This is a genomic window from Pseudomonas sp. NPDC086566 (genome assembly GCF_050280885.1).
Lineage (GTDB): Bacteria > Pseudomonadota > Gammaproteobacteria > Pseudomonadales > Pseudomonadaceae > Aquipseudomonas > Aquipseudomonas vlassakiae.
This window is the reverse complement of the sequence record NZ_JBNNWD010000001.1, coordinates 491,353-516,448: the sequence shown is the minus strand read 5'-3', so window position 1 is coordinate 516,448 and position 25,096 is coordinate 491,353. Positions and strand designations below refer to the sequence as shown.

Below are 25,096 nucleotides of genomic sequence, written 5' to 3'. Positions count from 1 at the left end.
CTCGGTCAACGCCCACAATCTGGCGGCCTCAGCGAATTCGAGCATCTCAACAAGATCCTCATCACCGACATCCCGTCGGCGATGCGCCGCGTGTGCCATTTCACTCAGGACAAGTGCACGACCATCCGGGTCTGCCTTAAGTGCCGTCTGGTCATTCAACTCGTCTAGCCACGCGCCAGGAAGATTCAGCACTTGACAGTCCACAGCTGATCGATCCGTGTTGTATAGGATTGGCTCATCATTTCCCGTCTCATCCCCCAGTCCGGTGTCGCAGGCACGCTGGCGGCTCGCATTGTCCCCCTCCCCCAGCGCTCGTTGATGCCATCCATCACCTGCATCAGTCGGTCACATGCCACGGATTGCTTGAGCGCAAACAAGTCCTCTGAAAACTCACCTGGTTGCCGCAGAGATCCATCAGCAGCACCTCTGCCTTGCTGTACCGAAAACCGAGCCTGAAGATGCGGTCGACAGCTTCTGTGGCCAATCGGGTCATCAGTAAGGTGTCGCAAGTCGGGTATGGAAGCTCAACCAGAGTCCCTTGAGCGTGATGCGCTTCGTCTGGATTGAACATGCCGGTGCGGATGCTCACGCGCATGCGTTTACACACTGAGCCCTGGGCCCGAAGCTTTTCTGCGGCCCGACCAACATAGGTAGCCACCGCCTGCTTGATGGGCGCCAGCTCAGTGAGGCGCTTGCCGAACATCCGGCTGCAGCAGATCTCCTGTTTCGGGGGTTCCGCCTCATCCAGATCCAAGCACGGTGTGCCAGCCAATTCGCGAGCAGTTTTCTCAACCACCACACTGAATTTCTGGCGCAGCGTCCAGGCATCAGCTTTGGCCAGGTCCATCGCCGTGTGAATCCCCATCGCCTCAAGGTGGGCAGTCATACGTCGGCCTACGCCCCACACCTCTTTCACCTGGGTGTTACGTAGCACCCAATCGCGCTTAAAAGGATCCGTAATGTCGACCACACCGCCAGTCTGTGCCTGCAGGCGCTTGGCCGTATGGTTGGCCAACTTGGCGAGCGTCTTGGTGCCAGCTATACCGACACCCACGGGAATGCCGGTGCATTGGAAGATCCTGGACCGCACTTTCCTCCCGAACTGGGTCAGGTTTTCCTGAATGCCGGACAAGTCAGCGAAGCATTCGTCGATGCTGTAAATCTCGGCGGCCGGCACCATCGACTCGATCAGGGTCATGACGCGCTCACTCATGTCGCCGTACAGCGCATAATTGCTGCTGAAGGCCATGATGCCATGTCGTCGCAGCTTGTCCTTCGCCTGGAAATAGGGCTCGCCCATCTTCACGAATGGCTTCGCATCGTATGACCTGGCGATTACGCAGCCGTCGTTGTTGCTAAGCACAACAATCGGAGTTTTGGCCAGGTCGGGCCGGAACACTCGCTCACAGCTCGCATAGAACGAGTTGCAGTCAATCAGCGCAAACACCTGGTCACTGCGCATGGTCACGAACGCTGTACCGCACAACGCCCCAGATCACCAGCTCATCACCCTCCATGATGTATCGAGGCGGATACGCCGTGTTTTCAGACTTCAGGATGACCACGCCGTCGCGACGGTGCAAACGCTTGCATACTGGCTCACTGTTGATCGCGGCAATGACCACATCACCGTGCTCGGCCTCGCGGCCGCGATCTACGATTACGAGGTCACCCGAGTAGATCCCCGCCCCTTGCATGCTATCGCCCTCCACTTTAACCAGATACACATGGGGCGCGCGAAGGTCGAATAGCTCATCCAGGGAAATATGGCCTTCCAGATGGTCTGCCGCAGGCGAAGGAAAACCGGCCGGGACATGGAACGAGTACAGCGGTAGCGGTTCGGTGCCGCCGGTTGGCGTACCCAAGAATGTGATGGTCATGACGGAAGGTCCAATGCAAACTGTATGCATATACAGTAAATCTGGCATCGGGTGTCCGGTCAATCCTGGGCAGTGATTTTTCTGACAAGCGAGAGATGAGATATGTGCGGACGGTACTCGATCTACGAGTCGATGGATCACTACCTGCGTCAGCTATCGCTGGACCTGGTGGTGATAAATGGCTACGACCATGAGCCGGTCAACCGATACAACGTAGCGCCGTCCACTCGCGTGGAAATCGTTCGCCAGGTTGGTAATGGGTTGAGCGTGGATCGGGTCAAGTGGGGATGGTCGCCTTTCTGGGCGAAGGGAAAACGTCCGGACCCGATCAATGCGCGCGCCGAAACAGTGGTGACGGGAAAGTTTTTCAAGGCTCTGTGGCCGACTGGCAGAGCTCTGGCTCCTGCCAATGGCTGGTTTGAATGGATACCTGATCCAGCAGACCCAAAGAAAAAACAGCCCTACTACATCACGAGCGCTGATGGAGGCCCGCTATTTTTTGCAGCGTTAGCCGAAGTGCATCAAGGCTTAGAACCGGATGAGCGTGATGGCTTTGTGGTCATCACAGCGGCCGCGGATCAAGGCCTTGTCGACATCCACGACAGGAAGCCGTTAGTGCTCTCGCCTCAAGCTGCCAGAGAATGGCTGGATCCAACAACATCAGGTGATCGCTTAGAGGCGATAGTGGAGGCTGGATGCCGACCGGCACAGGATTTCCGGTGGTTCCCCGTGGGCAAAGCGGTGGGAAATGTTCGAAACCAAGGCCCCGCACTGATTGATCCTGTCAGTGAACAGGACCGGCAGGGCGACCTAGAGCTCTGAGCTGGTAGTCGTTCACCGCCTGGAACTGCGACTCGGCGATTTGACGCAGGCGCTCGACATCGTCGGCAGGTTGACCAGCCGCTTGAGCCTCATGGTACCGCTTCATCGCCGCCACGGCTTCAGCGTACATAGGGTCATCAGGGAGCAGAGGTGCCGGTTTGTGGCTCACTGTCATCCTCAATGCGTGGTAGAGGGTGGCTGGCCAGCTGCGATCAGCTGGTAATCAATCACTGCGTTGTAAAGCGAGTCGGCAAGTAGGCGCAGGCGCTCAACTTCTGCGAATGGGGCGCCACCCTCTTCAGCATCCCGGTGAGCCCGGATGGCCTCAAGAGCATCACGAAGCAGGGGCTCGCCCGCAAGGGCCATGCCTTCCAACGTCCTTTTCATTGCCTTATCCAGCTACGGAATCAGAGCATTATAGGAGGATTCACATAGTTGTCCCGCTATTCGGGCTCGGTCATACGCTTCTGCCAGCTCTCCCGCTCGTGCATCAGCCCGGTCGCGCAGTTCGGAGAGCACCATGGCGGCGCGGGTGGCTGCCTGGCCTCTGGCGATAGCGGCGGTATCCGTGCCGGGGCAACGGACGGTGGCGGCGAGCTTGGCGCCTTCGCGCTGCAGCCGCTCGCCAGCAGCATCGGCACCAGCAGCGCCAGCATCAGCAGTGGTTCGTTCTTTGTGGGCATGGGCTCTCGCCTCCTCCTGCGCCTGGACGCGTCGTTGTTCTTCCTGGCGGGCGCCGCGCTCGCCGATCACCTCGGCCAGACGGTCGCCACTGTCACGTTCCGCTGATGCCCGGGCGGCTTCGGCACGTTCCACCGTTCTGCCGTGCTGGTAAACGCCCCAGTAGGATGCGAGCAGCACCAGCAGAATCATCGATCTGATTGCCCATGACTTCATGCCAAGGCCCTCCGCACACCTTCGTCGATCACCTGGTCCTTGTACGGGTTGCCGCCGTTCTCGTGCACGATAATGCCGACCACCATGCCGCGCAGCGTGGCCGGATCCTTGATGTTGATCGGGTCGGTGGTGCACACGCCCAGGCGCTTGGCCACAGCCGAGGCGTAGGCCTGGGTGTCGTTCTCGTTGCTCGGCGCCCAGCGGTTAATGGTCTCCAGCACGGTGTCGATGCCCTTGCCGCCGACACCGGGCATGCCATCCTTGCCCCGGTAGTTGATCAGCAGTTTGCCCAGGGCGCGGATGCCGTTCTCTGGCTCGTCGAATCGGGCGAAGCGCGGCTTGCCCACGCCCTCCTCCAGGCCGAGCTGGCCCTGCCAGGCGTTGCGAGGGTTGAAATCGATGTTGCCGGGGTTGTTGTTGCGCACGCCTCGGGGGGTAGGTTGGGTCATAGGGTTTCTCCAGGCAAAAAGAAGCCCGCGTGAGGCGGGCTGTGGAATAGCAGGCTGTCAGATCAGGCTTCAGCATCCTGCGGCGTCGGCTCAGGCTCGGCGGGATCTTTCGCGGTGACGGTCACCTTGGCGCTGTAGTCCTTCAGCACTTGCGCGACACAAACTTGGGCAGCGGGGAATTGGCTCAAGATTTCGCGAGCACGCGAGTCGGCCTCCTCTTGGGTGGCATAGCGGTTCTTGTTGGCAACGTCGTAATCGTTGGTGAGATTAATAGCGACAAATGGCATTTTCGTTCCTCTCTGCATTTCATGATTTGTAAAATCTTACAACCCGGTCACATCTACAACCATGAGCCCGGCGTTAGAGCTCAAGTAATAACCTACTGGCGGACCCAGCGGGCCAGATATTTGGCCCACGTATCTGTAAGCGGCTCCGTTCAAGGTAGCCCCATCTAACCAAAAACCGTAGTCATACCAATCAATACCTGTAACCCAGACGTTACCGGGAGGCCGTTCATATGTGAACGTCCTGAAGCTATTGCAATAAGTGAGACAAATGAACGCATACTTTCGACCTGCAGGATAATAAACAGGTGACCAGCCCGTAGCTGGAGGCTCCGGGTTAAGCGACCTATTGATGAAGTCAACGATTTTCAGATATTTGAAATTGCTATCGAAAACCAGAACACCTTGAGCATTCCATGTTTGGAATATTCCACCAGAGTTCGGAATCTGCGAGGGGATATTGAATATCCAGTATTCCACCTGAACGTTGTAGGTGGAGCAATGCACGCGCCAATGGTATACCCCATTGCTGACCTGCATCCGCCCCACGACCATGGGCACATTCTGCACTGGCCGGATGGCTATCACCGGCATGCTCGCCGTGGATGGGGGCTGGTAGTAAATATCTATAGCCCCGCAGACGTTCTCCGCTCGGCCATCTACCCTGCCAAGCGTCCCGGCGCCTGAGAGGGCGAGGCCGAAATTCGAGTAATCGTCATCGATCAGAACGGTATTCGCCGCATTCCGTATATCAAGGTATGTGGACATCAATAAACTCCGTACACCATCATCATCGGGTAGAAAACAAACTCACCCGACTGGGGGCGTGCTGACCAACTTATCGATTTCGGAGAGCCGTAGTTGATTGCGATATCAGGATATTTTGCCGCTGTGTAAACATCCTGATTATCATACATAGGCACCATCGCGTACCAAGGATCGCCAGTAACAAAGCCTGGATGAGTCACACTCCCTGCATCAATCCCGACTTGAACTTGCCCCAGAACTCGGAGCAATCTGTTATCAGAGCTAAAATTGAGACTACCGTCAGCGTTATACAGCTCGAAGTACGCCATTAGAAAACCCCTATTTTCACGCGAAGCACGTTATCTACAACCAAGTGGAGACCGCGACTGTCTTGCATCATATAGGTGTTCGCCCTTGTCTGATTTCTGAGAATGATTGCTCCAACGTTGAAGTCATGAAACATAACCGGCTGGCCGTCCCAAGTGGTAACTTGAGCTGAACGGAGGCCGCCACCAACCATCGCGTTCTGAACTGCCAAGTTGGAAATTAATGCATCGTTGATGAACACTTGGCCGTTTTGGATCGCAAACGGACTGACAAACCCATTCCCTGCCGCATTGAGCACGGCGAACTTGTCGGCAATCACAGCGAATGTCGATTGCAGCACACCGCCGCTGTTCTCCACGCCCAGACCGAAGCCTGCTGCGACGTACTGCCCGCCGGCAGTGACCTGGAGTTTCACCGAGTACGAGGCGTTGACCTTGCCGTTAAGCGTGGTCTGGGCCTGCGACACCTGCTGAATCGAGGCGGCGTTGTTTCCGACCGACGTCTGCAGGCCGCTGAGCTGCTGCGCCTGGGCGCTCAAGTCATGGCCCTGCTGGGTGACGGTTGAGGTCAACGACTCAACCGCCCGGCTCGAGGCGGAAGGCGCGAGACGCCCGACTGCAACCCAGTCCACGTCGAATACGCCGCCATTGCTATTACCCAAATCGAGGCGCAGCCGGGTAATGGTGTTATCGACCCAGTCCGTGCCACCGGCAACCAGGTTGGCCATGTCCCACTCAACCACCGCCGACTGCCCCACAGCCAGGTTCGGGTTGGCTGCAATCGCTCGATAGCTACCCGAGAATCCGTGCCCTGCTGTCTGGTAGAAGAGCTGGCCATCCCAGTCCGAAAGCGCACCTGCGCGGCGTGTGATCCGCGCCCGCACGCGACTGTAGAGACTGCCGGTGATGGACAGGGTTGCCGCCGTACCGCTCTGGAGTTGCGGATCGGATCCGGTTGAGGTGATCTTGATGAAGCCAGCCCCTTGCGAGAGCGTTGCCCCCGCAGCCACCCAGCCTTCAGCGGTGCTGTCGAACTGCCAAAGGCTATTTGGCGCCGGGTCCAGACCAGAGGCACCCAGCACACCCTGGATCGCGCCGACGTTGTTGTTTAGCTCGGTGATGCTGCTCGACTGGCTGGTGTTCACGCCCTCTGCCGCAGTTAAACGGTTGGTGAGCGCATCAACTGCCGAGGCGGATGCCTTGGTGGCCAGGCCATTTGCTGTGCTGTTGACCGCGCTTTCCAGCGTGGTGGTTCGGCCCGCCACGCTGCTCAGTGTCGCCCCTTGCTGGTTTACCGTAGAGGTCAAACCGTCTACCGCGGCGGATGTTGCGGAATTGTTCGCCGCATTCAGCTGGCCGTTGTCCCTCCAGCCAGTTGCGCGAGCCCCGTACTCCGCCTGGGGCCTGGCAAACTCGACCGTACCGTTGGTAGCAGTCGAAGTCATGGCGTAGACCCGGAAGTAGACGTACGCTTCGGCAGCTCCGGAAGGGGCCACAGCAGAGAACGTCACGCGTGCACCAGCGATCGTAAGCGGGATCATCGCGGAGTTTGGGGCGCTGATGACCGCGCCAGCGGCGTTGACCCATTGGATGAAAATGCGCATCCCGATGTCGCTGTCATTCTTCCGGGCGTAGACCGAGGCTGTCACGGCCTGGCCGCTGCTCACCTTGATCCGCTTGGTAGCCGACGGTCGAAGTGATTTGTACTGCGCACTGTTGGTCAGGCCTGGCGCAACGATCCTCTGCGCTTTCTCGCCGGTGTTCAGCCAAGACGTGACCAAGGTGTCGGTAGTCGCCACTGGCCCCTCGGTTTCCCAACCTTCGGGCACTCCGTTCGAAGTGGCGGCCTTCGTGAACCCCGGGTTATAGAAGAGGTTTTCCCCGCCAATGTCCCCAATGCTGTTATACAGACTGGTGAGCTGGCTCGACGCCGAGGAAAGCCCAGCTTCCGTCGTGGCCACGCGCCCGGTTAGAGCGGTAGTTGCTGAAGCATTGGCGGCTGCCGCGGTAGCGTTCGTCTTGCCGTTGTCCCGCCAGCCCGTGGCAATGCTTCCGAGTTCCAGCTGCGCTTTGTCCAGGTCGACGAATCCACCGGTAAGGCTTGAGCCAGGCGAGGAGCGAAGCCTGAATAGCACATCCATTTTGACGGCATTCGCCGGCGCTGGATTCGATGTCAAAGACAGACGTTGGTAGGTCGGGGTGAGCGCGGCATTTGCCGGGCCATCCGTGCTCAGTGTGGTACCGGCTGCATCCTTGTACTGCAGGTAGATCTGCGCGGTCAGTCCGGTATTTCCGCGAACGTAGACCGAGGCTGTGTTGATTACCCCCTCGTAAACCGGTGGCCGTACATCCGGGTTAGCTGCTGATGGCACGAAGTCTATGTAGGTCGAGCCAGAGCCTGCAGTAAGCCCGGTGATATCCAGCCGCTGGCACTTGCCCTCCGCACCCAGGTCGGCGTCTCGTAGCGTCGGCGTCACCACCACAGTTGCCGTTTTACGCCAGCCCCAACCGTCTGCCAGGCCGGGGTTGCTGGCCGAAGCAGTGTCGAACGACGGGTTGAACAACAGGTTTTCCCCGCCGACTTGAGTCAGCGAGGTGTTGATGTTGGTGATCGCCTGTCCATTGGCCGTAATCGCCGCGCCCTGCTGGTCCACGGTGTTGGTCAGGGACTGAACCGTGGAAGCATCGGCCTTGGTCGCCACCTGGGTCAGCGCGCTGGCAGCCGCTGAAGCGGCATCGGTTGCCACTTTGTCCGTCACGGCGACCCAAGCCGAGCCATTCCAGCGCTTCGGGGTGTTGGCGTTGCTCGCCGTGTCGATCCAAAGGTTCTGGGCCAAGCGCTTGTCGGCCGCAGGTGCGGTCGAGCCGTAGATCACCTCGCCTTTCGCGCCAGCTGCGGTGGCAGCCGCCTGAGCGGCCTGCTGCGCAGCAGTGACGTTCTGGTTGGTGGTCGTCAGGCTGTTGTTCAGGCCGGTGATGGCCTGGCCTTGGCTCGAAAGGCCCTGCTCGTTCTGCGTGACACGGCTCGACAGGCTGTCAACCACTGACGAATCAGCCTTTCCGGCGATGCTGGTTCGCAGACCGTCGAGCTGCTGGGCCTGCGCGTCCATTTCGCCGTTCAGCTCAGTGACGCTCGTCTCCACCGTGCCGACGCGCGCGGCCAGCCCGTTTGCCGTCTGCACTGCCTGGCCGACGTCGATCCAGTAGGTGGCGTTCGGCGGTGGGTTGCCAGCGGGAACGTTGCCCTTGGCCTGATACAGCTTACCGTCGTCGCCCAGCACGCCCTGGCCAGCGGTGTAGGTCTGGTCAGGCTTGTACGGCATCGAGTCGGCCAGGTCGGCGATCGTGTCGATCTGGTGCTGAAGCTCGTTCTGCACCTCGTTGACGTGGTTGCTCACGTCGCTGATCTGCTCGTCCAGCTCGCTGCGCACTTCGCCCAGGCGCTCATTGACCGATCCTGGCCCATCCTTGTCGATCAGGTCAATTCGGTCGATCAGCTCCTTGCCCAACTCGCTCTCGGTGATCTGGTCCTTGATCTGCTCCAGAATCGGCGCTGCATCCGCGCTGGCCATTCCGGAGACCACGGTCGGCGCCACCGGGAAGAAAGGCCCGAGATTGCCGGTGCGGTCCACAAGGCGCGCCCAGAAGAAGAACCGCTGCCCCGCGCGTAGGCCTTGCATGACGTAGTCCTGCTGCGGGTATGCCAGGTCGGCCAGCTTGGTGGCCGCCTCGAGGTCGGTGCCTTCGCTGTACCACAGCTCGGTGCGCTGCGTGTCTTCGGCGCCAGCCGGGAAGCCCCAGGTGATCTTGATGCCGAACAGCAGGCTCTCGGTGTTGAGGAATGTCACCGCCGGCGGCAGGCCTTCCTTGCCGTTCAGCTGGGTCAGGGTCGAGCTCTTCCAGATCGAAGTGATGTCAAAAGCACTGACCGCACGCACGCGGGCCAGGTAGGCGCCAGCGTAGATGCCGACCACGTCGACAGAGGCCGCCCCGGTGCGCTGCAGGCGTACCCAGTTGCCGTTGTCCTTACGCCATTCCACGTCGTAGGCGACAGCACCCTCCACGGCCGGCCAGGCAATGGTCATGGTGCTGACTGCGATGCCTTGGTCGATCATGTGCGCCGACGACAGCGTGACGCTGGCCGGCGGCTGCACGGTCGTCACCGGGATGACGCTGATCGGGCGCTCGTCCAGCTTGGCGCCCGTGTCGATTGCTGCGAACTTGCTCGGGTTGAACTCCAGGGCGGTGATCTCGTACTCGCCTTCCTGGGTGCGCACAGTTTTCAGCACGCGGAACAGCTGGACCGCCAGGTCGTCGTAGTCGATCGCCCACTGCAATTCAGGTTCTGGCTGCACGCTGTACGCGGTGGTCACGGTCACCGCACGCCCAGCGACAGACTGCACGGTGCGCGCCTGGGCGGTCCCGTTCGGCAGGTTCAGGATCAGGCGGTCCCCGGCCTTGATCGGTGTGTCACGGTCCAGCGTCACGACGCGTCCGGCTGCCGACGTGATCCGGCCACCGTTCGGACGGCCCGCCACCAGCTCATCAGCCACCGGGATCACGTAGCCCGGCAGCGGGATACGGCCTTCCATACCGGTCTTGAAGGTGACGGTACGGTCCTGGTTGTTGCTCAGCAGCGCCCACTTGCCGCGGCGCTGAGCCTCGGAAGCACGGGTGCAACCGATGGCAGAAATCTCCACCGGGCGGTCCCGGTAACGGCGCTGGAGCGTGTTGTCGGTCACCGGAATGACGTCGGTGTCGTAGTTGTTCGCCGGGTTGTCGTAGCTGACCAGGGCCCGGCTGTAGTGCGTGTTGCGCTCCGCGCCGCCATAGACGAAGTCACCGTCGATGACGTTGGCCCGGGTGAACACGTAGTCGATGTCCTGCGCACGCGGCATATCCGCCTGCATGAACAGCGAGCCGTGTGCCCAATACACCATGCCCCGGTAGATGGCTGCCAAGTCACGCAGCAGCGACCAGGCCTCGGCCCGACCCTGCAGGTTCATGTCGCACAGGTAACGCGGCTCCTGCCCGCCGACACCGTCCGGCACCAGCTGGTCGCAGTACTGCGCGATGCGGTACATCTCCCACTTGTCGACCATCCACGACTTGATGCGCTTGCCCAGGCCGAAACGATCCTCGACGCACAGGCCGTAGGTCACGAACGCCGGGTTGTTGGTCCAAGCCTGCTTGAAAGTGCCATCCCACACGCCGCTGTACGTGCGGGCCACCGGATCGTAGTTGCTCGGCACTGGCCAGCGCTTGGCCTTGCACTTCACGGTGACAGCCGGAATGTTCTGGAACTGCTGAGCGTCGAACTCGATGTACAGCAACGCGGTGTTCGGGTAGCGCAATTTCTCGTCGATGATCTCGGTGTAGCCAGCGATAGTCATCGTATCCGCGACGGTGCCACTGTTGGCGTTTGGGGTGATTCGCCGCACGCGCAGCATCCAGCCAGAGGTCGCCGGCGGCAGATTCACGCGCACAGAACGCTGATAGCCGTTGGTAGTCTTGCCGTCGACAGCACCGCGGTGAGCCTCCACGTATGGGCCGCCGTCGGTTGCGATATCGATGGCGTACTCGATGCGGTAGCCGTTGGTATTGCCGCTGCTGTCCTGCTGCGCCAGGCGCGGCCAGGACATGCGAACGCGCACGGCCGACAGCTGGGTGTTGCTGAGCGCCCGGCTGAACGGGTTATCGCTGCGCAGCTCGACGTTGACCGTGGTCTCGTTCTCGATCGCAGGTATACCTTGGATGTAGTCCTGCTCCACAGAGCCTGGGCGCCACTCCCACTTCACACCAGGGAAGTTCACGTTGCCGCCAGCATCCATGATCGGCGTGTTATCGAGATAGATGTCACGGTCGGTCGGCGTGCCGTCAAACTCTCCCTCGCCTACGGCCAGCAGAATGCTAGCGATGTTGGTCGACTGCAGGCTGTCCGGCGCCTCAACAGGCGTCTTCGGCTTGCTACTGCCGCCTTTCGCGCCAGCGATTTCGAGGTGCTCTGCTACGCCCATGCTTTTCTCCAGGCAAAAAGAAACCGCCCGAAGGCGGCTTGTTAGTTGTGATAACGCTACGTCTTGTCTTCTGCGCGAATCGAGGCAGATATGACTGCCCCGCCCCAGCGGCGCTCGCCGATGCAAATCGGTACCGGGTTGCCGCTGGCGGTGGTGTTCTTGGCGCTGCCGAAGGCGTAGGACGGCAGGTTCTCGGGCGCAGCACTCTGAGACAGACCCTGGGCCTGCGGACTGAGCATCTGCACCACTCCGCCAAGCGTCATGGAAAGGCCAGCATAAAATGCGGACGGGCCCAGCCATATGGCGGATACCATCAAAGCGATACCAATGATGGTTTGTAGTATTCCCCCACGCTTGCTGCCATGGACAACAGGCACAACCCGAACCTCCCGAGTTCCGCGCAGGTTCATTTCATCGAGGCCAATGTTCTTTCGGTTACGGAAGATGGCGAAGCGTAATCCCAACCCATCAAGGCGCCTGATTTCCTCCTCGAACCCCTTTAACGTAGCTTTCAGAGCCTTGAAAACCTCCCAGACCTCACCGCTGTCAAGCTGTCGATGATGGGTGCGTCCGAACTTCTGCGCCAAGGATCCAGATAGCTTAATGATGGTCATTGGTTGATAAGTGGCCGCTGTGGCTACCATGCTTCCTCCAGGCATAAAAAAACCGCCTTAAGGCGGTTTATGTTGATCTTCAAAGACATGACCGGACAGCGCGCTCCACAGCGGAACGACCCGGCATGGCCGACCAAGGCATGCGCTGCCGAAGAGCTACTGAACTGCCAGTCGAGGTTCTAGTGATATCAAGAAGCTCGTCTGCCATGCTGCCATTCGAAACCCAGAGGCGGTAGCCGTTTTCGGTCTCCACCATTGAGGATTCGGTCCTGGCAGCCTGCCACTTACGGAAAACGCACAATGCATACTCTTTTGGGCCTTTCTTCGTTACCGCACTAATCGAAGGCTCATTACCTTCCAAATCTGCGGTCGTGACGCACCCAGCCAGCAAAGCCAGCCCCAGAGCACCAATCAGAATTCGCATGTGATCCCTCCCTTGAAAAACGGGACTGTACCATCGCACGCCCTTGTGGTGACGCAAGACAATGCTCGCTTTCAAGCTGCTGGACGCCGATTGCCCAACGGGAGCAACCACTCCGCACATACCGACTATCCTCATACTTCCCGACTATTCAAAAGGACGGTAAGCGCATGTCCGAAGATGGGAAGCGGAGATTTGCCGAGGCTCTGGAGCACTGGGCCATGATGCTTGACGATTTGCGCGCCCGGGAGCGGGCCGAGGCTATTGCCCAGGTCGAGCAACTTGAGAAAGTGCGCATCTCGCGTGCTTTTCATGCCAGCGCTCTGGGGAAGCATCACGCCGGGAAGCACAGGGCCTGAGCTAGATGCAAAAAGCCCAGCGCGAGGCTGGGCTTCCGAGAAAGACCTAGGATAGCCGAACACCCCTGGGTCATCCGAGCTGGATGGAAAGCCAGTACCCGGCCGATACGCCTGCGTAGTAGCGTTATGCCTCCAACGAACCGCCCCGGTCCGTTGCCGGAAAGCCCATGGACTGGGGCACTATTGCCTAGGAGGCAGAATGAACGACCTGGTTACTATCGAAGAACGCCTTGCCAGTGTAGAGGAGGCGCTGCGCACGTCCATCCTCTTCAACATGAATGCAGCTGGAGTTCTTGGGCGGCGGCTTGCATTTGGCAATGATGCCATCGCAAACGCGATTGCTCAGGACCTGAAGGCTCTCAAGAATGTCCAGATCGACGGCGCCAACAAGCAGCTGCACGATCAGTACGTCGACTCACTCGTCACGGCCATCACCAGACGAGCTTAAACCCTGCAGCGTAATACTGCCCGCTTACCGGGTGCTGCTTTAGCAGCACCTTCCAGTTATCCACCAGATTCACCTTCGCAGAATCGTTTCGCTTCTTCATGCACAGCTCCTGCGGCCTAGCCGCTTACTTCGCGTCCCGATGACGCAACACAAGACGCGTCCGTTCGAGCCAGGGCCCGCCGAACACGACGATTTCTGAAGGCCGCCCCAGCAGGTGGTGCAGCATGAATGGGCCAGGCCCGAAGACTTGGCCATCCTCGCCAGGCAACTGCGCGTCGGCGCCCAGGAAGATGCCTGCGTGGTTGGGGTGGACGGTGCGCCCCACGGCCATGACGATCATGTCACCGCGTTGTGGCTGGCTGACCTGGTAGAAGCCGGCTGCCTCATAGGCCTGCTCGTAGAGACTTGGGCCGTCGGCCTGCTCCCACCATCCTTCCTCCCGGGTATAGGCCGGGAAGTCGAGGCCCCATTCCCGCTGGTACCAGTCCGCGCAGACCTGCCAGCAGTCCCAAGCGCCGTGCACAAACGGCCGCCCGAGGAGCGGAGCGTGACCGGTGGGCGTGACGGTGCGCAGGTCACCCTCCGGCCACGACAGGATGTACCAAGGCAGCCCGGTGGCCTCGCACATGGCCAGGTCACGGGGGGACGGCCTGCTGGTGGCATCTGGATGCGAGTGCACGATACCGATCACCTCGCCCTGGTCTTCAGCTGCGGAGTACTGCTCCGGCGAGATGCGGAACTCGTCTGTAGCATCGGTAGCGGTGTTGTCGCACGGGATGTACCGCTGCGCTCGCCCCACGGCGATGAGCAGCCCGCAGCACTCCCGAGGGTATTCCGCCGCAGCATGCTGTTGCACGGCGGCCAAGATGTGTTTGCGCATGGTCAGCTCCGTGCGATGAGGGAAACAGCCGGGAAGCCGCCAAAGGGCAGTTGGTTGCCCTGGCCAAAGCGAACGGTACAGCCTGAGTCGAGGCAGCCGTTGCACTGATCCTTGGCCGGGTCGTCCGTGGGGTTGCCGTCCAAATCGTAATAGGGGCCGGTGTATCCGCAGTTCGGGCCACGATAGCCGGCGGTCATTGCCCAGTGGCAGAGCTGGGTCATCTGCCGGCCAATTGTCTCCCCACCAACATCGCCAGGACTGGCCAAGTCCCAGGCCACGGTCTTGCCGTTCTCCGACACCTTCTGGTCAACGTACCAGACCTCAATGGCCTCCTCTGCTGGATCAGCCTCAGGGTTGCCGTCGGGGAAATTGGCGGCGTCCAAGTATCGCGCCATGGTGTGATGCATGGTCAGCTTGAACTCAAGCAGGTTGTCGAAGGCCAGGCAAAGGGCGGTGATCCTCCCATTGACGTTGCCAACGCTCAGGGTGGGCCGCACTGCTGTGCCGTCCGAGTTCGCCTCGATGCCGTCGATCTGCATGGGCCAGGCACCGTACTCGTTGCCCTGCCACCAGATCGACTTGGCCGGCAGCTGATCAGCATCGACGCCGGCGACGGCCAACTCCTCGGGGGTGTGCGGTATTGCATGCCCATGGAACCGTAGAATATCGGCGCCAAAGTCCGAGCCATCCAGCTCAAACAGCAGCACCTCGCTACCAGGCTCCAGGGTCTGGATGTCCTTGATCAGTGACATGCGGAATCCTTACGGGTGGAAAGCCCGCGCGAAGGTTGCGGAAACCTTGAACCGGCCGCCGCCCACCGGCGTGGGCTTCGGGTCGGCACAGGTGAACAGCCCCAGGTCGCCGAGCGGGGTAGACCACAGAAAGGCCTTAGCGCCGCCATGCCGGTCGAAGAACTCCATGATCTTGCGGACCTGGGCCTTTGTGCCGGTTACGGTGATCGGGTAGCTGTCCTCTTTGTTGTTGGGGCCGTCGCCCACCACCTGCCGGTACCCGCCGCCAAACTTCGACTCACGGACCCGGTAGGTGATATCGGGCGTTTCGCCGCGCTGCGTCGGCCAAGTGAACGTTTCAATAGCCATCAGCGCGCCCCTCTCGTGTTTCGGTGGCTCACGCCGCCTGGGCGCCACGAGTCAGCGACGGCCTTCTCGGCAGCGACCTGCATTTGCTTCAGCATGTTCTGCTGAAGGAGCGCTTGGTCGAGCTCCATGCCCTCGCTGCTCCTGTCCTCCACCACCATGCTGACCGGCGCAGACACGCTGATCGCCGTCCCGCCGCCACCACCACCAACCGCCATCACGCCAAGCTGGCCGCCTGCAGTTCTGGTCAGAGGCATGACCGCCTCGTCTCCGGCCTCCCCCATCACCCCCAGCTTGCCGCCAGCCATGCCGAAAGCCGTCGGGGTGCTCACGATTGAGTTGGTGAAGGCGCCTCCATTGGCGAATAACTGAACGCCGTTCGACCATGCCCCGCCCAGCGCTTGAGGGAAGTAGGCACTGCCGTACCCGGCTAGGGATGCGCCCAGGTTGGACGACACCGCGCCTGCAGACCCGGCCTCCATACCGTTACCGGTGCCTCCACCGAAATAGGCAGAGGCCGCAGTGGCACCCCAGCTCACCAAACTACCCAGCAGGCCAGAAGCAGCCTGCTGTGTCGCGATGCGAGCCATATCGGCCAGAACCGACTTGGTGAAGTCGGCGAACGAGAACTTGCCCGTTATAGCGAAGTTCACGACCGCGTCTTCCATCGAACTGAAGGCGTTGGTGAATAGGGATCTCGTCTGCCCGGCAACATCCCGGGCCTGCTCCAGGTAGTTCTGGAAGGCCGACGACGCCCCTTTGCGCCAGTCGCCCTGGGCGGCCGTCATCTGGTCGTAGTTGGCGATGGTGGTTTCCTGCAGGTCCTTCTCGGCCTTGCCCAAGGCAGCTAGCTTCTGATTGTACTCATCGAGGCTCATGCCGCGAGAGCCATCACCGTACTGGTTGGCCAGATCCAACCGCTGCTGGTTCACACGATCGGTGATGCCGTTCTGCTGATCCTGCAGGCCGCGCTGTCGATCGCCGAGCCCAAGGCCGTCAGCGGAACGCTGCCCCTGCAGCCTAAGCGCCAGGACCTGCTGGTCGAGGGCATCGGTGTAGGTCTGCACGGCCCTGGCCTGTTTGGCCAGCCGGCCCTGCTCGTTGGTCGCCAGCACCGCCAGTTCGGTGTCGGCGTCCTTCTGGGCCTTGACCATAGCAGCGCGGGCATCGGCGATCTTCTGGTCCAGTTGGATGCGCTGCTGGGCGCTGGTAGTGCTCTTGCCTTTCGCATCCTCCAGTGCCTTGATCTCGGCCTCGTAGGCGAAGGTGACGTCGCCCTTCTGCTGCTCGATGATCGCCGCGCGCTGGGCTGCGTACGACTCCTGGGAGATCAGACCAGCCTTCTGCGCCGCATCCAGTTCCTTCTGCTGATTCTTGTACTCGGCCAGGATGGCGCTCAGTGCGTTCTTCTGGTCGTTGAATTCGGAGAGGTCCACCGGGGAAGTCTTTCCGACCTTATCCTTGTTCCGATCCGCAATGCCCTTGGCCAGAGTGTCGTAAGCACCTCCCGATACTTTGTCACCATCGAAAGACACACCAGCCAATAACGGGCTTTGCTTGCCTGTCTCCTTTGCAGCCTCACGCAAATCAATGAACCGCTGCTTCAGGTCCTGTAGCGCCTTCGCCCTCTTGCGTTCAGGGTTTGCTTGGTCAAGCTGATCATTCAGCTTCTTCTGGAGGTCGGCTTGCTTCTGGATCGCGGCTTCCCCATCCGCACGATCCTGACGTTCTTTGGCGCCAGCATCGATTCGCTTTTGGATCAAAGCAATCTCGTCGGTGTACTGCTTTTTCAGGGCGTCTCGTGAGCTATCGCTGAACCAGAACTGCTTGTCTATATCAGCAACCTGCTGCTGGAGCACCTGCATACGGAACTGATCCGGATCAGCCGCAACCCCTTGCTTTAGCTCATTCCAGTACCTGCGCACAGCGCTTGTCGCGTCATCCCAAAGCTTGGCAATACCCCGAGTGGACTCTGATGTTTCCTCATTGCGGCGGGTCATTTCCTCCGAGACTTCGCCCGCAAGCAGCTTCAAGGCATCCATGTGGCGACCCTGGTCTTCAAGGGCCTGAATCTGATCGAAGGTTGCCAGGGTCACTGCGTGGTACTTGGAGTTGAACTCCAGCGCGAAAGCCGTAACGTCACTTTTTGCGTCGACAAACATTTGCGCGAACTTACCGGCGCTCTCACCGCTGGCAGCGGATAGCTGGGTAGCCGCTCCGGCAACGGCGTCGAATGTCTCGCCCGTAAGCTTTCCCGATCCAACCAGTGCGAGCAATGCCTCATTCGCCTGGCTGAAGTACTTCCCATTGGCCAGCTTGTTTTGAAGGTCAACGAGCTGGGATGAAGATTTCCCTGCAGCGCCACCTGTAGAAGCAAGGGCCTTATTGAACTCATTGAGATCGCCAATCCCAGCAACTACTGCCACAGCCAGCCCCGTGACCGCCGCCGCGCTGAGCGTCAGCGGACTGATCAGGCCGGCAATGTAGCCACCCATTGCCTGTGCAGCCGGACCTACGCCGCCGAACATGTCCTTGAGCTGCCCGCCCTGCTGCAACAGCACCTGGAGCGGGGCCTGGCCGCCCTGCAGGGACACCACGATGTCGGTGAACTGTGCCGGCACGCCGCGTAATGCCGCAGCCGTGGCCTTGGCCGACATTCCGGTTTTGTTCAGCGCAGCATCTGCGCCGCCCAGCGCAGTGCGCGCCTGGTCGATCTTGGTCTGGTACTCGCCGAACGTCTCCGCATCGAGCGCGCCGCTCGTGCGGAAGCCCTTCAGCTTTTGTTCCATCTGGTCCAGCCGGCTCATGGCCGCGACGGTCGGGTCGATCTTGCCCAGCAGCTCTTCAAGCGCCTGGCCTTCTTCCCGATGCGCGCCGGCAGCCTTCTTCGCCGCCTCAGCCTGACGCTCCTCCGTGGCGATGAGAGCCTGGGCCCGGCTGTTGATGGCTGCCTGGCGGCTGGCACTGTCGGACAGGACAGCGTTCGCCTGGGCGGTGACCTCGGCGCTCTGCTCGGTTGCCCGGTTGAGCGATTGAACGTACTGGCTGGCCTCCAGGGACGCTTTGGCCACGGCCAGAATCCTGGCCTGCTGCTCGTCGGCGGATTCGGCGGCGCGCCGGCCGGCCTGGGCACCGGCATCCGTGGCGCTGGTGAGTGCCTCCTGTACCTTGCCCGCCTGCGCGGCCTCAGCCCGGAACGCCCCCATGTTGGCGGCGGCGCTGCTGAACGCCGTGGAAGCGCTGGTAACGGCGCGCCCCACAGTGGCCATCTGCTGCGCCAACTCGGTCTGCTTGGCGTTGAGCGCCTGCAGCTCCTGCACAATCTGCCGGGTATCACCCTGCAGGCTGCCCAGGGCGGCCTCCCAGGCACGCCCGGTTCGACCGGCCGATTCCTCGCTGCGCTTGCCGGCATCAGTCAGCTGGTCAAGGTTGTCCTTGGCCTCGACGGCATCACCGGAGTCGATCTGAAGACCGAGAGAGGCAATGGTGGTCATGATCTACTCCATCGATTCGGCCATGACGGCCAAAGCCTCAACCTCCAAGACGCGGAGATCGGGGAAAATGTCGGTGAGGTCGCGGCGCTTGATGCCGAGCATCGAGGCGGTCGTGGGGATGGCGGTGTAGTCCAGGCCGGACGGACCGCCCGAGGCCACCCGCCACTGCGTACCCATGGCATCGAAGAGACGGAAGGCAGGCCATGCATCTGGCCAGACCTCCACCACTTCCTCCTCAATGTCATCAGGAGTAAGCCCCAGCGCCGCCAGCTGCTCGGAGGACGGACCGCGCTCGTAGCAGGCCCTGGCGGCCGCCCTCAGTTTCCCAGGCGGGCCGGGCTGTAGGCTGCTTGGAAGGCATCAATTACTGCCTTCGGCGCGCCGGTGCAGGTGCGCACAAGGTCGACGATGGCCTCGGTGCTGAACTCGTCCTCCAGATCCCAGCCCGTGACGATGTCGCCAAGCTGCTCGGCCTGCAGAGCGATTTCACCGCTGGTGACCTCCTCCCACGTCGCCCCGTCCTTCTGTGCCTTTTCCGCCCAGGCATCACGCGCCTTGTTCCAGCGATCGAACATTGCGGACAGGGCCAAGCGGTCCATGTAGCGGAACTGGAACACCACCGGCGCCGGCTCGCTGCCAATGCGCGGAACCTGCACCACGGCGCTGAACGTCGGGTTCTGCGCGATTTTGATCTTCGCCATGAGTGCTCCTTACGCGCCGGCCAGGATGCGAACGGGACGACCCGACAGCGCGATGCTGACGGTGCGCGTCATGAGGCTGTTCCGGTCCATGGTCGGGGTAGTGGTGATGCTGACGTAGCCTGGGTAGAGGATCTGGTCGCCCCCTGGCAGCTTCAGGCGCACCACCACCAGCTCCTTGCTGTCACCGTAGTTTTCGACCAGGGCAACGTAGGCGGCAGTTGGCTGGTCCTCGACGGTGATCGACAGGGTGATCGGGTTGCGGTTGGTCGGGAACTGGCGGTCGTCGTCGTCCTCCAGGTAACCCACGGTGAGGTACTGCTGCTCGCCGCCCGCCGAAGTGAACGCGGTCACCTTGGAGATCTGCGCCCAGGCAGTCACAGGGAGGACCGAGCCTGCGCCAGCGCCAGGGGTATACTTGTCAACGTTAGTGGTGTTGAGGCCTTTCAAGGCGAACGTGTCAGCAGCGACGCTTGCAGCACTGACAGCGCGATCGGCGATGAGCGCCCAGCCGGAGCTGATCAGCAGGACGTCGCCGTTGGCGACGTCGTGATCGGCAGCGGTGGCCACCGGTGGTGCAGCATTGGTCAGGGCAGTGAAGGCGACGGCAGCGCCGAAAACGCTGGCGATTTCCAGCACAGCGCCGTTCGGCAGCGGGAATTTTGCGGCCATGGAGTGTTTCCTCGTTGTTGCCCGCCGGGCGGCGGTTGGTTATGCCCCAGCGGGCGGTTGGTCCGCGACACCGCGGTAGGTGAAGCTGGCCGGGACCATGTAGGTCGCCGACTCGGGGATGGTTGGGCCCTGATCAACCGGTTCGGTGACCAGGCCCTCGAAGCCGTTGCGACTGAGCGCCGAATCAACCCGGAAGAGGCTCGAAAGCTCATCGACTAGGGTCTCCGCGGTTGCCAGCGGCTGGCCCGCAGGGCAGACGATGCTCACCTGGTAGACACCGGCGTATTCGTAGGCCTCGCCGCCCAGGTAGCGGCAGGTGGTTGCTCCGGGCAGCTGAAAGGCTTGCAGGTAGGTTTCGTCTGGCTGAGCCTCGAAGGCCTGCTCGAAATTCGCGACCCGGATCGGGCGTGCCGAGGCCCAGGCCATCAGCTTGATCTCGATGGCCTGGCGGGCTCGGGCATGACTCATACGCTGTTGTTCCTAATGGCTTCGTCGACGACGCGCTGGAAATTCGCCAGGGTGACCCTGACCATGCCGGCCGGCGCCTGGGTTGAGTGGCCGTATTCCAGCGGCACCGCATACGCTAAGTTGTTCACGATGTAGGCGGTCTGGCCGATGGTCAGCGCCTGCACCTGCGTGATCAGCGCGGTAATGGCCTCGCTGCCCGACGGGTCGATGCGGTCGAGCTCTTCGGTCGCCGGCGAATCGATGGAGAACTGCCAGTTGCCCCGGAACCGCCCGCCGACATAGCCCTGGCCTGCTACCAGGCCGTTGGTGGCGAAGTTTTGCTCGCGCTCGGTTTTTGTCAGGGGCTTGGCGTACTTCACGCCCTTGCGCAGATTGCCAGCCTTGGTGAAGTTGTCCTGGTTCAGATTGATCAGGGTGTTGCGCACCGCGACCTTGAAGTCGTAGTCGTCGGCGGCCTTGTTGGCCTTTGCCCGATGTGCAACGTTTGCCGCCCACAGTTCGGGATTGCCTACCGGCGACATGCGGATGACGCTACTGCCGATCTCGATCACGATCTCGCGGAAGGTAGCGTCCAGGGCTTGTTCAGCCTGCTCGGCGAACGCCCGGATAGCCTCGGCGAAGCCGCCCTGCTGCCCGCCGTACCGCTGGGCCATGTGCGATCCTCGCGCCATATCACTTCCTCAGCTGGACGGTCCAAGTCGCCTGGGCCGGGTCCTGGGACACGTTAAGTACGCGGTAGCCGCTCACTTGGTCGCCGATCTTGGGCAGCGCTGGGACATCGGTTACAGCGCCTGCCTGGCCCTCGAACAGTTCGTTCTGCAGCACCAGCAGCTTCACGTCCTCGGTCTGGATGCGTGTGCCATCGATTTCCTTGGCTAGGTAGCTGCCGAACACGCCTCGCCCGGAGTAATGGATGGTCGAAGCCGGGACGGTGCCGCCGGTCGCAGGGTCATATCCGCCCTTGACCGAGCGGCTCCCGGCAACGGGCTTTACCGCGTCGGCAAGGCCATCCGGGTCATCGAACGCCTCCGCCAGCTCGGCCTGCAGTTCTTCGCGCATGCCCATGGGTCAGATCCTCTTGAGCATTACGGTGCCGGCACGACGGGTCCAGGGTGCGATGAGATCGAGAGCGAAGTTCTCGCCAGTCGAGCGATCGACAGACCCCGCAACGTAGGTCTTGCTGGTCGAGGTGCCAGCCTGGGCCGACACGGTCTTGCTCTGCACCTCGCGCTGGGTGTCCTTGTAGAGCTGACCAGCTGCAGCCAGCTTGGCCACCTGCGCGCCGGCACTCACGATCGCGTCCGGCACCGGATCTGGCACCGTCCGTTTGATCTTGGCCGTCAGCCAGGCATTGGCCATGGCGACGGCAAGGACCGCATCACCGTCGCCTGCCCAGCCCTGCCCGAGTGCCTGGTCGACGTCAGCGACAGTGATAAAGTCGGTCATGGCTTATTCCTTCGACGGGATCAAGGCCTGCAGCTCGGGCTTGTTGAGGGCTGGGTCGAAGGTGATGCCCTGGGCGGTCAGCCACTCCTTGAGCTCCGGCACCTTCATCTTGTGAGGGTCGGTCTCGTCGCCGTCATCCTCCTCGATTGCCTTGCCGATCTCGGCCTGGCTGCTGACCGGGGCATAGCCGTTCGGTGGGTAGGTCGACGCCTTGTAACCTTCTGCCACCCACTGGGCGACAGTCGGGCCGTCCAGACGCAGGCCTTCCTCGATCTCGCTCACGCTGATGCCCTGGCGCTGGTAAGCCTCGCCGATGTGCGGGGCGTCGCCCTGCACGGATACCGAGGTAGCGCCGTCGATCACGCCAAAGAACTGGTCCAGGCGGCGATAACAGGTGCCGCGCTCGGTGCCCGGGGTGTTGGTGTAGATGACTTTCATACTGATCTCCTGCGCAGGGCGCCAGGCCGGCGCCCCGCATCATGGGGTCAAGGGGTGGCGGTGCCGCTGATAACCGCGGCGAACGGAACCTGCTTGCGGTCGAAGACGCGCTTCCAGTTCGCTGCTGCAGCGTACTGGGCGGCGGTCGGGCTGAGGTTGCGGTTCTCGCTGCCCTGCCAACTGAAGCCAGCCGGCTGCAGGATGAAGGTCTTGCGTTCCCACAGCACCTCGGCGCCGCCACCGTTGCCGCCGCCTGGTTTGCGCTCCAGCTCGACGGGCTTGGTCGGATCGCCTTCGCCGTAGCCGAAAGCGCCTTGGCCGAAGAACAGCGAGAGGAACTGGCCCGGCGCGTAGGTCAGGGCGTCATCCATGAACACCGGCTTGCCCAGGTAGGTGGCCAGGATGATCTTGCCCTGCGAGTCGCGCAGGTACTCGATCATGTCCTGCTTGACCATCTGGTTCATGACGACCGAGTGCACGCCGATGGCGCCGAACATGTCGGCGGCGTCGCCCGCGGTGAACGCGGCATCCTGGAATGCGTTGGCACTAATCGAGGCACCCGCATCCTTCACCATGTCGCCGCCGTTCTGGGCGATGTTCGCCGCGATGATGCCGCGGCCGGCGCCCATCAGGTAACGCTGCCACTGGCGGGTCCAGTAGGTGCCGAAGCGGTTGCGGATGTGCTGCATCGGCTCGGAGTTGGCCAGCTCAGCAGTGAGGTCGGAGACGCCATAGCCTTTGTTGAGGTACAGGGTCCGGGCACGCATGCTGCCCTGCTCGGCCTTGCCGACGGCACCGAGGTCGTCGGGGTCATCGTTGGAGATGTTCGGCGCCTCATCGGCGTCGAGATCCTGCCAGTAGCTGATTTCGGAGGTGCCTTGGCCGTTCTTGGCGATGTTGTCCAAGGTGGCCGAGCGGGTGATGATGCCCGACTCGTAAACGGCGGTCTTTTCTGGGGAGTTCACCGGCTCCAAAGTGCCGTAATAGTCGGTGACAAAGATGTCCGACAGTTGGGTAGATGCCATGGGTTAGGTTCCTCGGGTGGCTTGGAGTTTTTTGAATGCGTCGGGGTTGTCACGAGCCATCGCAGCACGCTCGGTCTCGGTGTACTCGCCCCATTTCTTCGTGGCCTTGCCACCGTTGTCGCCGGTCTGCCCGGCACCCTGAGCCCTTGGCCACAGGTGGGTAGCGGTTTCGCGCAGCGATTCCGCCCATTCGAGGGGAGACAGCGGGGTCTTGCCGTCCTTCCCGTACACGACTTCGCCGGCACGGTCAGTGGCAACGGGCTCGCCGTCTTCGCTCAATTTGAAGGTGCCGCGGGCGCGGAGGATGATGTCCTCGGCAGCCTCGGGCAGCGCGCCGGCCTTGATGGCGGCAGCGCGGATAGAGTCAGCCAGCACCTTGTCGCTGTACCTTGCAGCGAAGGCCTCGGCCTTGTCGGCGCGCTCGTTGGCAGCCTTGACCTGCTTGTCCAGGTCGGTACGCAGGCGCTCGGTGCGGCGGCTGATGACCTCGTCCAGCTTGCCCTCGGCGATCAGCTTGGTCTCTTCGTCCTGGCCGGCCTTGGCCAGCAGGCCCTTCACCGCCTCGATGTCCAGGCCGTCGAACTGGCCTTTCAGCTTGTCCAGTTCGGTCTTGATGGTCTTGTTAGAGCCGATCAGCTCGGCATTCTTGGACTTGAGGCCCGAGACCTCGCCGTCCAGGAATTTCTGCACCTCGCCGCCCAGCGCTGCCTTGAGCGCGGCGGTTTGGGTTTCGTCGAGGGTGAGGCCATGGGCGGCCGGGTCGAAGTCAAATGGCATGTGGCTATCCCCTGGGGATTGGATTGGCCCGCCTTGCGGGCATAAAAAAACCCGCCGGAGCGGGTTTCTATGGAAAGGGCGCTATCTGTCGGTCGGTAACAGACTTTTAAAAAGGGCTTGATCATCCTTGAGCTTTCGCTTGCCATCTTCTGCGGCTTGATCTCGGACTTGCTGGACCCGAGGGCGAGACAGCTGTTCGAGGATATACGCTGGAAGAGGCTGACGAACTTCATCGTGAGCGAGCTTTACCACTAAAGTGGCGCCATCTGATATCAGCGTGTCAACAGCCGTGAAGTAGGCTTCGTTGACTCCATAACTCATATCCCTCGGCTGAAGTCCCTGCTGATTCACCGCTTCGAAAACCGAATCCATGAACCAACTCGAGAATTTCTCAAAGTTCCCAGCATCTAGGTCTATGACTTGTTGAACATCGCCCCGCTCGAGCTTAGACGGAACGCTGAAGCCTGCTTTGCCCTTGAAGAAGTCAGGCAGTGAAAGCACCACCCCCTCAAGCTGTACCTCTGCACCAAGAACTGTGACCGGTATAAGCCCCTCAGAGACCACCCTTACCCGCCACAGCTTTTCAGCCACTTTTTCGATGAGCGATGTGAAAATCCGGTCCTTGCTACGCTGAAAGTAGAACTGCCACATAGCAAAACCTAAAGCAGCCATGGCGCCCAGTCCCGACACCCAATCACCCAAGCTTCCCAGATCAGGGATGAAGCGCACAGTGGATGATGGATTGAGATTGATTCCTGCAACTAGTCCGAAGAGCCCGCACAATGCGCACAAAGCCAGAACTAAGCAAATCGCCAACCACTTCACGGTTCCATCCTC

28 protein-coding genes and 2 pseudogenes are annotated in these 25,096 nt (G+C 61.3%); 3 read left to right on the top strand and 27 right to left on the bottom strand.

The genetic code is table 11. The features are described from left to right. Positions 1-185: 185 nt before the first annotated feature. Positions 186-1,462 (bottom strand): annotated as a pseudogene (gene umuC / locus ACQKPS_RS02500) (translesion error-prone DNA polymerase V subunit UmuC). After that, positions 1,452-1,880 carry a LexA family protein gene (locus ACQKPS_RS02495; RefSeq protein WP_427602517.1) on the bottom strand — a complete coding sequence of 143 codons (429 nt, stop codon included), beginning with the start codon at positions 1,878-1,880 and terminating at the stop codon, positions 1,452-1,454. The pseudogene umuC and the gene ACQKPS_RS02495 overlap by 11 nt, the downstream one beginning before the upstream one ends. 102 nt (positions 1,881-1,982) lie before the next feature. On the opposite strand from ACQKPS_RS02495, the gene ACQKPS_RS02490 reads away from it, so the two are divergent. Beyond that, positions 1,983-2,702 carry an SOS response-associated peptidase family protein gene (locus tag ACQKPS_RS02490; RefSeq protein ID WP_427602515.1) on the top strand — a complete coding sequence of 240 codons (720 nt, stop codon included), beginning with the start codon at positions 1,983-1,985 and terminating at the stop codon, positions 2,700-2,702. Here ACQKPS_RS02490 and ACQKPS_RS02485 read toward each other — a convergent pair. The 10 genes and pseudogenes from ACQKPS_RS02485 to ACQKPS_RS02440 all read right to left on the bottom strand — a co-directional run bounded on the left by ACQKPS_RS02485 (position 2,665) and on the right by ACQKPS_RS02440 (position 12,460). Continuing rightward, complete coding sequence (locus tag ACQKPS_RS02485) at positions 2,665-2,877, bottom strand: hypothetical protein (protein WP_427602513.1); 213 nt, start codon at positions 2,875-2,877, stop codon at positions 2,665-2,667. The two genes, ACQKPS_RS02490 and ACQKPS_RS02485, sit on opposite strands and share 38 nt — an antisense overlap. 2 nt (positions 2,878-2,879) lie before the next feature. Then, the gene (locus tag ACQKPS_RS02480) at positions 2,880-3,089 is read right to left on the bottom strand and encodes a hypothetical protein (protein WP_427602511.1); all 210 of its coding nucleotides are present in this window, start codon (positions 3,087-3,089) and stop codon (positions 2,880-2,882) included. A 12-nt stretch (positions 3,090-3,101) separates the two neighbouring features. Next, positions 3,102-3,599: a DUF2514 domain-containing protein gene (locus tag ACQKPS_RS02475; protein WP_427602509.1), complete on the bottom strand. Its 498-nt coding sequence runs from the start codon at positions 3,597-3,599 to the stop codon at positions 3,102-3,104. Then, the gene (locus ACQKPS_RS02470) at positions 3,596-4,048 is read right to left on the bottom strand and encodes a structural protein P5 (RefSeq protein WP_427602507.1); all 453 of its coding nucleotides are present in this window, start codon (positions 4,046-4,048) and stop codon (positions 3,596-3,598) included. The genes ACQKPS_RS02475 and ACQKPS_RS02470 overlap by 4 nt, the downstream gene beginning before the upstream one ends. Before the next feature lie 62 nt (positions 4,049-4,110). Further along, a complete protein-coding gene (locus ACQKPS_RS02465) occupies positions 4,111-4,335 on the bottom strand; it encodes a hypothetical protein (RefSeq protein WP_427602506.1) in 225 nt (74 codons plus the stop codon). 36 nt (positions 4,336-4,371) lie between these two features. Next, the gene (locus tag ACQKPS_RS02460; protein WP_427602505.1) at positions 4,372-5,100 is read right to left on the bottom strand and encodes a hypothetical protein; all 729 of its coding nucleotides are present in this window, start codon (positions 5,098-5,100) and stop codon (positions 4,372-4,374) included. Continuing rightward, complete coding sequence (locus ACQKPS_RS02455; RefSeq protein WP_427602503.1) at positions 5,100-5,408, bottom strand: hypothetical protein; 309 nt, start codon at positions 5,406-5,408, stop codon at positions 5,100-5,102. Before ACQKPS_RS02455 ends, ACQKPS_RS02460 begins: the two co-directional genes overlap by 1 nt. Positions 5,409-5,575: 167 nt before the next feature. Continuing rightward, positions 5,576-11,422, bottom strand: a pseudogene (locus ACQKPS_RS02450) (phage tail protein); the annotation flags it as partial. Positions 11,423-11,478: 56 nt separating this feature from the next. Beyond that, entirely contained in the window at positions 11,479-12,066 is a 588-nt protein-coding gene (locus ACQKPS_RS02445; protein ID WP_427602501.1) for a tail assembly protein, read from the bottom strand. A 49-nt stretch (positions 12,067-12,115) separates the two neighbouring features. Further along, on the bottom strand, positions 12,116-12,460 hold the full coding sequence (locus tag ACQKPS_RS02440; protein WP_427602499.1) for a hypothetical protein: 345 nt from the start codon (positions 12,458-12,460) through the stop codon (positions 12,116-12,118). A 167-nt stretch (positions 12,461-12,627) separates the two neighbouring features. Here ACQKPS_RS02440 and ACQKPS_RS02435 point away from each other — a divergent pair, with 167 nt between their 5' ends. Both ACQKPS_RS02435 and ACQKPS_RS02430 read left to right on the top strand, forming a co-directional pair. Further along, on the top strand, positions 12,628-12,816 hold the full coding sequence (locus ACQKPS_RS02435) for a hypothetical protein (RefSeq protein WP_427602497.1): 189 nt from the start codon (positions 12,628-12,630) through the stop codon (positions 12,814-12,816). Between the two features lie 199 nt (positions 12,817-13,015). After that, positions 13,016-13,264: a hypothetical protein gene (locus ACQKPS_RS02430; RefSeq protein ID WP_427602495.1), complete on the top strand. Its 249-nt coding sequence runs from the start codon at positions 13,016-13,018 to the stop codon at positions 13,262-13,264. Between the two features lie 124 nt (positions 13,265-13,388). Here ACQKPS_RS02430 and ACQKPS_RS02425 read toward each other — a convergent pair whose 3' ends face one another. The 15 genes from ACQKPS_RS02425 to ACQKPS_RS02355 form a co-directional block, all read right to left on the bottom strand. After that, positions 13,389-14,144 carry a C40 family peptidase gene (locus ACQKPS_RS02425; RefSeq protein WP_427602493.1) on the bottom strand — a complete coding sequence of 252 codons (756 nt, stop codon included), beginning with the start codon at positions 14,142-14,144 and terminating at the stop codon, positions 13,389-13,391. A 2-nt stretch (positions 14,145-14,146) separates the two neighbouring features. Beyond that, positions 14,147-14,896 (bottom strand): phage minor tail protein L, encoded by a 750-nt coding sequence (locus ACQKPS_RS02420; RefSeq protein ID WP_427602491.1) that lies wholly within the window; start codon positions 14,894-14,896, stop codon positions 14,147-14,149. A 9-nt stretch (positions 14,897-14,905) separates the two neighbouring features. Then, positions 14,906-15,244 (bottom strand): phage tail protein, encoded by a 339-nt coding sequence (locus ACQKPS_RS02415; protein WP_170030481.1) that lies wholly within the window; start codon positions 15,242-15,244, stop codon positions 14,906-14,908. Then, a complete protein-coding gene (locus ACQKPS_RS02410) occupies positions 15,244-18,735 on the bottom strand; it encodes a phage tail tape measure protein (protein WP_427602489.1) in 3,492 nt (1,163 codons plus the stop codon). The genes ACQKPS_RS02415 and ACQKPS_RS02410 overlap by 1 nt, the downstream gene beginning before the upstream one ends. Positions 18,736-18,738: 3 nt before the next feature. After that, a complete protein-coding gene (locus ACQKPS_RS02405) occupies positions 18,739-18,996 on the bottom strand; it encodes a DUF1799 domain-containing protein (protein ID WP_427602886.1) in 258 nt (85 codons plus the stop codon). A gap of 56 nt (positions 18,997-19,052) precedes the next feature. After that, on the bottom strand, positions 19,053-19,436 hold the full coding sequence (locus ACQKPS_RS02400) for a phage tail assembly chaperone (RefSeq protein ID WP_427602487.1): 384 nt from the start codon (positions 19,434-19,436) through the stop codon (positions 19,053-19,055). A 9-nt stretch (positions 19,437-19,445) separates the two neighbouring features. Then, positions 19,446-20,105 carry a phage tail protein gene (locus ACQKPS_RS02395; RefSeq protein WP_427602486.1) on the bottom strand — a complete coding sequence of 220 codons (660 nt, stop codon included), beginning with the start codon at positions 20,103-20,105 and terminating at the stop codon, positions 19,446-19,448. A gap of 39 nt (positions 20,106-20,144) precedes the next feature. Next, the gene (locus tag ACQKPS_RS02390; RefSeq protein WP_427602484.1) at positions 20,145-20,573 is read right to left on the bottom strand and encodes a phage tail terminator-like protein; all 429 of its coding nucleotides are present in this window, start codon (positions 20,571-20,573) and stop codon (positions 20,145-20,147) included. Continuing rightward, positions 20,570-21,244 carry a hypothetical protein gene (locus tag ACQKPS_RS02385; RefSeq protein ID WP_427602482.1) on the bottom strand — a complete coding sequence of 225 codons (675 nt, stop codon included), beginning with the start codon at positions 21,242-21,244 and terminating at the stop codon, positions 20,570-20,572. The genes ACQKPS_RS02390 and ACQKPS_RS02385 overlap by 4 nt, the downstream gene beginning before the upstream one ends. A 1-nt stretch (position 21,245) precedes the next feature. Further along, on the bottom strand, positions 21,246-21,638 hold the full coding sequence (locus tag ACQKPS_RS02380; protein WP_427602480.1) for a hypothetical protein: 393 nt from the start codon (positions 21,636-21,638) through the stop codon (positions 21,246-21,248). Between the two features lie 3 nt (positions 21,639-21,641). Further along, positions 21,642-22,019 (bottom strand): hypothetical protein, encoded by a 378-nt coding sequence (locus ACQKPS_RS02375; protein ID WP_427602478.1) that lies wholly within the window; start codon positions 22,017-22,019, stop codon positions 21,642-21,644. A 3-nt stretch (positions 22,020-22,022) separates the two neighbouring features. Beyond that, positions 22,023-22,457, bottom strand: coding sequence for a hypothetical protein (locus ACQKPS_RS02370; RefSeq protein WP_427602476.1), 435 nt, complete (start codon positions 22,455-22,457; stop codon positions 22,023-22,025). A 47-nt stretch (positions 22,458-22,504) separates the two neighbouring features. Further along, positions 22,505-23,482 (bottom strand): major capsid protein, encoded by a 978-nt coding sequence (locus tag ACQKPS_RS02365; protein ID WP_427602474.1) that lies wholly within the window; start codon positions 23,480-23,482, stop codon positions 22,505-22,507. 3 nt (positions 23,483-23,485) lie between these two features. Further along, positions 23,486-24,259: a hypothetical protein gene (locus ACQKPS_RS02360; RefSeq protein ID WP_427602472.1), complete on the bottom strand. Its 774-nt coding sequence runs from the start codon at positions 24,257-24,259 to the stop codon at positions 23,486-23,488. Between the two features lie 81 nt (positions 24,260-24,340). Then, complete coding sequence (locus ACQKPS_RS02355) at positions 24,341-25,084, bottom strand: hypothetical protein (protein WP_427602470.1); 744 nt, start codon at positions 25,082-25,084, stop codon at positions 24,341-24,343. Positions 25,085-25,096: the final 12 nt, after the last annotated feature.

Excerpts from the sequence above, each read along its gene's own strand:
- ACQKPS_RS02495 (WP_427602517.1), bottom strand. The coding sequence starts at position 1,880 with ATGACCATCACATTCTTGGGTACGCCAACCGGCGGCACCGAACCGCTA.
- ACQKPS_RS02490 (WP_427602515.1), top strand. The coding sequence starts at position 1,983 with ATGTGCGGACGGTACTCGATCTACGAGTCGATGGATCACTACCTGCGT.
- ACQKPS_RS02485 (WP_427602513.1), bottom strand. The coding sequence starts at position 2,877 with ATGACAGTGAGCCACAAACCGGCACCTCTGCTCCCTGATGACCCTATG.
- ACQKPS_RS02480 (WP_427602511.1), bottom strand. The coding sequence starts at position 3,089 with ATGAAAAGGACGTTGGAAGGCATGGCCCTTGCGGGCGAGCCCCTGCTT.
- ACQKPS_RS02475 (WP_427602509.1), bottom strand. The coding sequence starts at position 3,599 with ATGAAGTCATGGGCAATCAGATCGATGATTCTGCTGGTGCTGCTCGCA.
- ACQKPS_RS02470 (WP_427602507.1), bottom strand. The coding sequence starts at position 4,048 with ATGACCCAACCTACCCCCCGAGGCGTGCGCAACAACAACCCCGGCAAC.
- ACQKPS_RS02465 (WP_427602506.1), bottom strand. The coding sequence starts at position 4,335 with ATGCCATTTGTCGCTATTAATCTCACCAACGATTACGACGTTGCCAAC.
- ACQKPS_RS02460 (WP_427602505.1), bottom strand. The coding sequence starts at position 5,100 with ATGTCCACATACCTTGATATACGGAATGCGGCGAATACCGTTCTGATC.
- ACQKPS_RS02455 (WP_427602503.1), bottom strand. The coding sequence starts at position 5,408 with ATGGCGTACTTCGAGCTGTATAACGCTGACGGTAGTCTCAATTTTAGC.
- ACQKPS_RS02445 (WP_427602501.1), bottom strand. The coding sequence starts at position 12,066 with ATGGTAGCCACAGCGGCCACTTATCAACCAATGACCATCATTAAGCTA.
- ACQKPS_RS02440 (WP_427602499.1), bottom strand. The coding sequence starts at position 12,460 with ATGCGAATTCTGATTGGTGCTCTGGGGCTGGCTTTGCTGGCTGGGTGC.
- ACQKPS_RS02435 (WP_427602497.1), top strand. The coding sequence starts at position 12,628 with ATGTCCGAAGATGGGAAGCGGAGATTTGCCGAGGCTCTGGAGCACTGG.
- ACQKPS_RS02430 (WP_427602495.1), top strand. The coding sequence starts at position 13,016 with ATGAACGACCTGGTTACTATCGAAGAACGCCTTGCCAGTGTAGAGGAG.
- ACQKPS_RS02425 (WP_427602493.1), bottom strand. The coding sequence starts at position 14,144 with ATGCGCAAACACATCTTGGCCGCCGTGCAACAGCATGCTGCGGCGGAA.
- ACQKPS_RS02420 (WP_427602491.1), bottom strand. The coding sequence starts at position 14,896 with ATGTCACTGATCAAGGACATCCAGACCCTGGAGCCTGGTAGCGAGGTG.
- ACQKPS_RS02415 (WP_170030481.1), bottom strand. The coding sequence starts at position 15,244 with ATGGCTATTGAAACGTTCACTTGGCCGACGCAGCGCGGCGAAACGCCC.
- ACQKPS_RS02410 (WP_427602489.1), bottom strand. The coding sequence starts at position 18,735 with ATGACCACCATTGCCTCTCTCGGTCTTCAGATCGACTCCGGTGATGCC.
- ACQKPS_RS02400 (WP_427602487.1), bottom strand. The coding sequence starts at position 19,436 with ATGGCGAAGATCAAAATCGCGCAGAACCCGACGTTCAGCGCCGTGGTG.
- ACQKPS_RS02395 (WP_427602486.1), bottom strand. The coding sequence starts at position 20,105 with ATGGCCGCAAAATTCCCGCTGCCGAACGGCGCTGTGCTGGAAATCGCC.
- ACQKPS_RS02390 (WP_427602484.1), bottom strand. The coding sequence starts at position 20,573 with ATGAGTCATGCCCGAGCCCGCCAGGCCATCGAGATCAAGCTGATGGCC.
- ACQKPS_RS02385 (WP_427602482.1), bottom strand. The coding sequence starts at position 21,244 with ATGGCGCGAGGATCGCACATGGCCCAGCGGTACGGCGGGCAGCAGGGC.
- ACQKPS_RS02380 (WP_427602480.1), bottom strand. The coding sequence starts at position 21,638 with ATGGGCATGCGCGAAGAACTGCAGGCCGAGCTGGCGGAGGCGTTCGAT.
- ACQKPS_RS02375 (WP_427602478.1), bottom strand. The coding sequence starts at position 22,019 with ATGACCGACTTTATCACTGTCGCTGACGTCGACCAGGCACTCGGGCAG.
- ACQKPS_RS02370 (WP_427602476.1), bottom strand. The coding sequence starts at position 22,457 with ATGAAAGTCATCTACACCAACACCCCGGGCACCGAGCGCGGCACCTGT.
- ACQKPS_RS02365 (WP_427602474.1), bottom strand. The coding sequence starts at position 23,482 with ATGGCATCTACCCAACTGTCGGACATCTTTGTCACCGACTATTACGGC.
- ACQKPS_RS02360 (WP_427602472.1), bottom strand. The coding sequence starts at position 24,259 with ATGCCATTTGACTTCGACCCGGCCGCCCATGGCCTCACCCTCGACGAA.